The sequence below is a fragment of the Aquipuribacter hungaricus genome (assembly GCF_037860755.1).
Classification (GTDB): domain Bacteria; phylum Actinomycetota; class Actinomycetes; order Actinomycetales; family JBBAYJ01; genus Aquipuribacter; species Aquipuribacter hungaricus.
In genome coordinates, this window is sequence record NZ_JBBEOI010000205.1 from 1 (window position 1) to 6,270 (window position 6,270).

Here is a 6,270-nt window from a genome sequence, read left to right on the forward strand (position 1 = left end):
GCTGCCGCGGCTGCCGCCGGTCGGGCTCCCCGTCGGCGCCCGCGACCCCGCCCGACCGGCCGTCAGGACCGGTCCGCGGCGCGGAGCAGGTGTCGAGCGCCGCGCGCACGGTCGCGCCGGAGACGGCGTCGAGCTGGAAGGAGCCGACCACCATCCCGGTCGCGTCGGTGTGCACGTCGAGGAAGCGGCGCGTGTGCCCGTCCGGGTCGAACCCCTCACGCCGGGTCGAGCCGTCGGGGTCCAGGGTCGCCAGGAGCTGGCGGGCGGCCCGGTCCATGTCGGGCGGGCCGGCGTCCTCGGCGGCCGTCCTCAGGTAGCCGACCACCGTGGCGGCCGCGCCGGGTCGGGCGAGCATCGCGGCCGGGACCCGGTCCAGGCAGCGGACCGCGACGTCGAGGTGGGCTCGCGTGGTGCGACCGCGGGCGAGGTCGTCCGCCACCGCGGCCAGCGGCTGGTGCTGGCCGGTCGCCCTCGCGGCGGCGACGTCGCGGCGGGCCTGCCCGGCACCGACCAGGCACGCCGTCCGGAGGAAGCCCTCGGGTGTCGTGGCGACCGGCGCGCTGGTCGCGAGGCCCCGGGCATCGAGCTCGCGGACCAGGTCGAGGTACAGCGCCTCGGCGCGGTTCCGCAGCGCCGCCACCTGACGGATGCCGTCGAGCAGCTCCGAGGAGGGGACCTGCCACGCCGCGCCGCCGACGGCCGCTGCTGCCCGGGCCACGGCCTCCGCGGCCGCCCGGACCTCGGTCGGCACCGACCCGGGAGGGCCCGGCTCGGTCCCGGGCGCAGGCCGGACCGGCGGCGGGGCGGCAGCGGTCGTGGTCACGGGTCGACCGTACGGAGACCCCCGGACACAACCCCGGGCCCTCGGAGCACCGTTGCGGAATTACCCCCAGGGGGTATACGTTGACGACGACGACACAGGAGGAACGTGATGACAGCGACGACAGGCACCGACGGTGCCCCCGGCGACGCGCCGGCGTACGTGGTGTCCGGCGACAAGGCCAAGGTGCTGACCCGGCTCCGCCGGATCGAGGGTCAGGTCCGCGGCCTGCAGCGCATGGTCGACGACGACACCTACTGCATCGACGTCCTCACCCAGATCTCCGCGGCCACCTCGGCCCTGCAGTCGGTGGCCCTGCAGCTGCTCGACGAGCACCTGCAGCACTGCGTCCGCCACGCGGTCGAGGAGGGCGCAGACGCCGACGCCAAGATCGCCGAGGCCTCCGCCGCCGTCGCCCGCCTCGTCAGGTCCTGACCGGCAGCTCGAGCACCCGAACCAGCACCCGAACCAGCACCCGTCCAGGAGGACCCACCATGAGCGAGACCACCACCATCCAGGTCGCCGGCATGACCTGCGGGCACTGCGTGTCCGCCGTCACCGAGGAGCTCACGCAGCTGCCCGGCGTGACCGACGTCAGCATCGACCTCGTCGCGGGCGGGACCTCCCCGGTCACCGTGACGAGCGAGCAGCCCCTGGACGGCACCGCCGTCGCGGCCGCCGTCGACGAGGCGGGATACGAGCTGGTGCGCTGATGACGGCCTCGACCAGCAGCCCCACCAGCAGCACGGCGGGGACGCCGGCGGTGCTCGGCGCCCCGGTGACGCTCGAGATCTCCGGCATGACGTGCGCCTCGTGCGCCATGCGGATCGAGAAGAAGCTCAACCGCATGCCGGGCGTCGAGGCGAGCGTCAACTACGCCACCGAGAAGGCCACGGTCCGGCTGCCCGAGGGCACCGACGTCGCGGCGGCCATCGCCACCGTCGAGAAGACCGGCTACGGCGCCGTCCTGCCCGCGCCGCCCGTCGAGAGCACGGGCGCCACCGGGACCGCCCCCGCCGAGGACCCCGAGACCCGATCGTTGCGCGAGCGCGCGCTGGTCAGCACCGCGCTCGCCGTGCCGACCCTGCTGCTGTCGATGGTCACCCCGCTCCAGTTCGACAACTGGCAGTGGCTGGTCCTCACCCTCGCCGCGCCCGTCGTGGTCTGGGGCGCCTACCCGTTCCACCGCGCGGCACTGGTCAACGCCCGCCACGGCGCAGCCACGATGGACACGCTGGTGAGCATCGGCGTCCTCGCGGCCTTCGCGCAGTCGCTCTACGCCCTGTTCTTCGGCATGGCCGGGATGACCGGCATGACGATGGAGCTGCGCCTGGTGACCGCCCCCGGGCAGGGCGGCGACGAGATCTACCTCGAGGTCGCCGCCGTCGTCACCGCCGCCGTGCTCGTCGGTCGCTGGCTCGAGGCCCGAGCCAAGAACCGGTCCGGTGCGGCCCTGCGGGCGCTGCTCGACCTGGGCGCCAAGGACGTCGCGGTGCTCCGCGACGGTGCCGGCTCCACGCGCGAGGAGCGCATCCCCGTCGGGCAGCTCGTCGCCGGCGACGTCTTCGTCGTCCGCCCCGGTGAGACCGTCGCCACCGACGGCACCGTCGTCGAGGGCAGCAGCGCCGTAGACGAGTCGATGCTCACCGGCGAGCCCGTGCCCGTCGAGGTCGGCCCCGGCAGCACCGTCACCGGCGCCACCACCAACTCCGGCGGCCGGCTCGTCGTCCGGGCCACCCGGGTCGGCGCGGGCACGAGGCTGGCGCAGATGGCCCGCCTCGTCGAGGCCGCCCAGTCCGGCAAGGCCGAGGTGCAGCGCCTGGCCGACCGGGTCTCCGGCGTCTTCGTCCCGGTCGTGCTCGTCGTCGCGCTGCTCACGCTCGTCGGCTGGCTGGTCTGGGGCGACGACCCCGCCGCCGCGTTCACCGCCGCGGTGGCCGTCCTCGTCATCGCCTGCCCCTGCGCCCTCGGCCTGGCCACCCCGACCGCGCTGCTCGTCGGCACCGGCCGCGGCGCGCAGCTCGGCGTGCTCATCAAGGGCCCCGAGGTGCTGGAGTCCACGCGCCGCGTGGACACCGTCGTGCTCGACAAGACCGGCACCCTCACCACCGGGCGGATGCGCCTGGTCGACGTGGTCGCCGCCGACGGCGAGGACCCGGCCGAGGTCCTCCGCCTGGCCGGCGCCCTCGAGCACGGCAGCGAGCACCCGATCGCCCGCGCCGTCGCCGAGGCCGCCCAGCGACCCGTCCCGGTCGGCACGCTCACGGCGGGCACCACCACCGACGACGCCACCGACGGACGCCTCACCCTCCCGCCGGTCGAGGGCTTCGCCTCGCGGCAGGGCCTCGGCGTCGCGGGCACCGTCGAGGGGCACGCGGTCGTCGTGGGCCGCGCCGCCTGGCTGGCCAGCGAGTGGTCCCAGCACCTGTCGCAGCGGCAGCAGCAGCAGGTCCGCGACGCCCAGGACGCAGGCCGCACCGTGGTCGCCGTCGGGTGGGACGGGGCGGTCCGTGGCCTGCTCGTCATCTCCGACACCGTCACCCCGACCGCCGCGCAGGCCGTCGCCGAGCTCCGGTCGCTGGGGCTGCGGCCCTACCTGCTCACCGGCGACAACCTGGCCGCCGCCCGGACCGTCGCCGCGCAGGTCGGCATCGACCCCGACGACGTCCGCGCCGAGGTCATGCCGGAGGACAAGCTTGCCGAGGTCCGCCGGCTCCAGGCCGAGGGCCGGGTCGTGGCGATGGTCGGCGACGGGGTCAACGACGCCGCCGCGCTCGCGGCCGCGGACCTGGGCATCGCCATGGGCACCGGCACCGACGTGGCGATCGAGGCCAGCGACATCACGCTCGTGCGGGACGACCTGCGCGCGGCGGTCGACGCCGTCCGGCTGTCCCGGGCGACGCTGCGGACCATCAAGGGCAACCTGTTCTGGGCGTTCGCGTACAACACCGCCGGCATCCCGCTCGCGGTCGCCGGGCTGCTCAACCCGCTCCTGGCGGGCGTGGCGATGGCCGCGAGCAGCGTGTTCGTCGTGACGAACAGCCTGCGGCTGCGCGGCTTCCGGTCGGTGACCGGCGCCTGACCCCCGCCGCGGTCAGTCCTCGATGACGGCCTCGCCCCGCTCCCTGAGCCGGGCGAGGCTGTCGAGCATCTGGCGCAGGACCTCCGGCGGGTGCCCCGGCCACCCGTCGACCTCGCGCACCACGCGCAGCGGGTCCCGGCTGCGGTACGACCGGGTCGGGTTGCCGGGGAACCGCTTGTCGGTGACGTTCGGGTCGTCCTCGAACGGCCCGAGGGGCTCGACGACGTAGACGTGGCCTGCGGCAGGGTCCTCGCCGGCCAGCGCGGCGGCGAGCTCGGCGCCCCACACCGCCGTCTCCAGGGCCGCGGTGAAGTACACGTGGTTCGAGACCCGGTCCGCCTCGTAGTTCGAGCCGCGGCCCGGCACGAGCTCCTCTCCCGGTGCCACCAGGGACCGGGTGCCGTGGAAGAACGGGCCGGTCACGTGGGCGTGGTGCCCGTACGTCACCGGCACCCGGGCCTCGCTGTCGTCGTCCATGGAGCCCCCTCCGTCTCCCGCAGATCCTGCCGTGCCCGGGCAGGCGTACAGTGCGTCCCACGACAGGGGAGCGCCGATCCGGGCGCTGAGAGTGCGGGTGACCGCAGACCCTCGAACCTGATCCGGTTAGCACCGGCGGAGGTAGTCGAGTCTCGACCCGTCGACGGCACCGCTGCGTCGACGGGTCCCCCTCCTGGGACCTCTGGGAGGACACATGAGCACCACCGACCACAGCACCACCGACCACAGCACGAGCACCACCGGCTCCTCGGGGGCCGCCACCACCGACGCCCGGGGTCCCGAGGACCGGCGCGCCCGCACCGTGCTCGTCGCGGGCGTCGTCGTCAGCCTCGTCCTGGGCGCTGCCGTCGTCGCCGTCGGGCTCCCGTCCGACCAGGCGCTGTTCGCCACCCAGCTGTCGACCCTCACGGTCGCGGCCGGGCTCCTCGTCGCCACCCTCGGCATCAGCGTCGTCGGGGCGGCCACCGCGCGGGCCCGCTGGCGCGTCGTCGACATCGTCGTGGCCAGCGTCCTCGGCGTCGCCGGCGGCCTCATGTTCGCCCTGTGGAACCTGGGGTTCTACGCCTGGCTGTCCCCGGTCCTCGCCCCGCCGGTGAGCGCCCTGGTCGCCGGGGTGTGGCTGCTGCCCGGCGTGGTCGGCGGCCTCGTCGTCCGCAAGCCCGGCGCCGCGGTCTACACCGAGCTCGTCGCCGCCGCCCTCAGCGCCCTGATCGGCAACCAGTGGGGCTTCTCCACGGTCTGGTACGGCCTGCTCGAGGGGCTCGGCGCCGAGGTCGTCCTCGCGCTGCTGCTCTACCGGCGCTTCGGCCTGCCGGTGGCGCTGCTGTCCGGTGCCGGCGCCGGTCTCGTCGTCGGTCTGCTCGACACCACGGTGTTCTACCCGGACCTCGTGCCGGGCGTGCAGGTCGCCTACGTGGTCCTCGCCGTGGTCAGCGGCGTCGTCATCGCGGGGCTGGGCGGCTGGGCGCTCACCCGCGGCCTGGCCAGGACCGGCGTGCTGTCGTCGCTGGCCTCCGGGCGCGACGGGCGACGGGTCTAGCCCCGGTGGGGGTCCGGGCCCGCGGCTGGGGGTGGCGGCACGGCACGCGTGCCGCCTGGGCCGTCCGCGGGCTCGACCTCGACGTCGCCGACGGCGAGCGCGTCCTCCTGCTCGGCCCGAGCGGCGCGGGCAAGTCGACGCTGCTGCAAGGCCTGGCCGGGCTCCTGGACCCCGAGACCGGGGACGAGGAGGGCGTGCTCGAGCTCGACGGCGTGGGGGTCCGGCAGGCCCGGGTCGACGGCGTCGCGGCCGGGGTGGCCCGCACCGGGCTGCTCTTGCAGGACCCGCTGAGCCAGACCGTCCTGGCCCGCTGCGGCGACGACGTGGCCTTCGGCCTGGAGAACCACGCCGTGCCGCGGGACGAGATCTGGCCGCGGGTGCGCGAGGCGCTGGATCTCGTCGGCTTCCCCCACGGCCTCGACCGGTCGACGTCGCGGCTGTCCGGCGGGGAGCGGCAGCGCCTCGCCCTGGCCGGCGTGCTGGCCCTGCGCCCGCGCCTGCTGCTGCTCGACGAGCCCACCGCGATGCTCGACCCCGCGGCCGCCGACGGCCTGCGCCGCACGGTGGGCCGGGTGCTGGAGGAGACGGGGGCGGGCTGCCTGCTCGTCGAGCACCGTGTCGCCCCCTGGCTGCCGCACGTCGACCGGGTCGTCGTGCTCGAGCCCGGCGGCGGCGTCCGTGCCGACGGCCCCCCGGCCGCGGTGTTCGCCGCCCACGGCGAGGCCCTGGCCCGGGACGGGGTGTGGGTGCCCGACCGGCCGCCCGCCCGGCCCGCCCGCCGCCCCGGGGACAGCACGGGACCCCGGCTGCTCACGGCGGCCGGGCTGTCGG

At 75.9% G+C, this 6,270-nt stretch carries 7 protein-coding genes and 1 riboswitch; of the genes, 5 read left to right on the forward strand and 2 right to left on the reverse strand.

Annotated features, from left to right (window positions below; all coding sequences use genetic code 11):
• The coding region (locus tag WCS02_RS16130) for a 13E12 repeat family protein (protein ID WP_340295084.1) at nt 1–823 on the reverse strand (823 nt) is incomplete at its 3' end.
• Nucleotides 824–931: 108 nt separating this feature from the next.
• Here WCS02_RS16130 and WCS02_RS16135 point away from each other — a divergent pair.
• The 3 genes from WCS02_RS16135 to WCS02_RS16145 are packed head-to-tail and all read left to right on the forward strand — an operon-like array spanning nt 932 to nt 3,902.
• Entirely contained in the window at nt 932–1,255 is a 324-nt protein-coding gene (locus WCS02_RS16135; RefSeq protein ID WP_340295086.1) for a metal-sensitive transcriptional regulator, read from the forward strand.
• Nucleotides 1,256–1,314: 59 nt separating this feature from the next.
• Entirely contained in the window at nt 1,315–1,533 is a 219-nt protein-coding gene (locus WCS02_RS16140; protein ID WP_340295088.1) for a heavy-metal-associated domain-containing protein, read from the forward strand.
• On the forward strand, nt 1,533–3,902 hold the full coding sequence (locus WCS02_RS16145; RefSeq protein WP_340295090.1) for a heavy metal translocating P-type ATPase: 2,370 nt from the start codon (nt 1,533–1,535) through the stop codon (nt 3,900–3,902). The genes WCS02_RS16140 and WCS02_RS16145 overlap by 1 nt, the downstream gene beginning before the upstream one ends.
• 12 nt (nt 3,903–3,914) lie before the next feature.
• Here WCS02_RS16145 and arr read toward each other — a convergent pair whose 3' ends face one another.
• Complete coding sequence (arr, locus tag WCS02_RS16150) at nt 3,915–4,379, reverse strand: NAD(+)--rifampin ADP-ribosyltransferase (RefSeq protein WP_340295092.1); 465 nt, start codon at nt 4,377–4,379, stop codon at nt 3,915–3,917.
• 54 nt (nt 4,380–4,433) lie between these two features.
• Nucleotides 4,434–4,540: riboswitch (TPP riboswitch) on the forward strand.
• Nucleotides 4,541–4,593: 53 nt separating this feature from the next.
• On the opposite strand from arr, the gene WCS02_RS16155 reads away from it, so the two are divergent.
• Entirely contained in the window at nt 4,594–5,439 is an 846-nt protein-coding gene (locus WCS02_RS16155; protein ID WP_340295094.1) for an ECF transporter S component, read from the forward strand.
• A gap of 5 nt (nt 5,440–5,444) precedes the next feature.
• The coding region (locus WCS02_RS16160) for an energy-coupling factor ABC transporter ATP-binding protein (RefSeq protein WP_340295096.1) at nt 5,445–6,270 on the forward strand (826 nt) is incomplete at its 3' end.

Excerpts from the sequence above, each read along its gene's own strand:
- WCS02_RS16140 (WP_340295088.1), top strand. The coding sequence starts at position 1,315 with ATGAGCGAGACCACCACCATCCAGGTCGCCGGCATGACCTGCGGGCAC.
- WCS02_RS16155 (WP_340295094.1), top strand. The coding sequence starts at position 4,594 with ATGAGCACCACCGACCACAGCACCACCGACCACAGCACGAGCACCACC.
- WCS02_RS16135 (WP_340295086.1), top strand. The coding sequence starts at position 932 with ATGACAGCGACGACAGGCACCGACGGTGCCCCCGGCGACGCGCCGGCG.
- WCS02_RS16145 (WP_340295090.1), top strand. The coding sequence starts at position 1,533 with ATGACGGCCTCGACCAGCAGCCCCACCAGCAGCACGGCGGGGACGCCG.
- arr (WP_340295092.1), bottom strand. The coding sequence starts at position 4,379 with ATGGACGACGACAGCGAGGCCCGGGTGCCGGTGACGTACGGGCACCAC.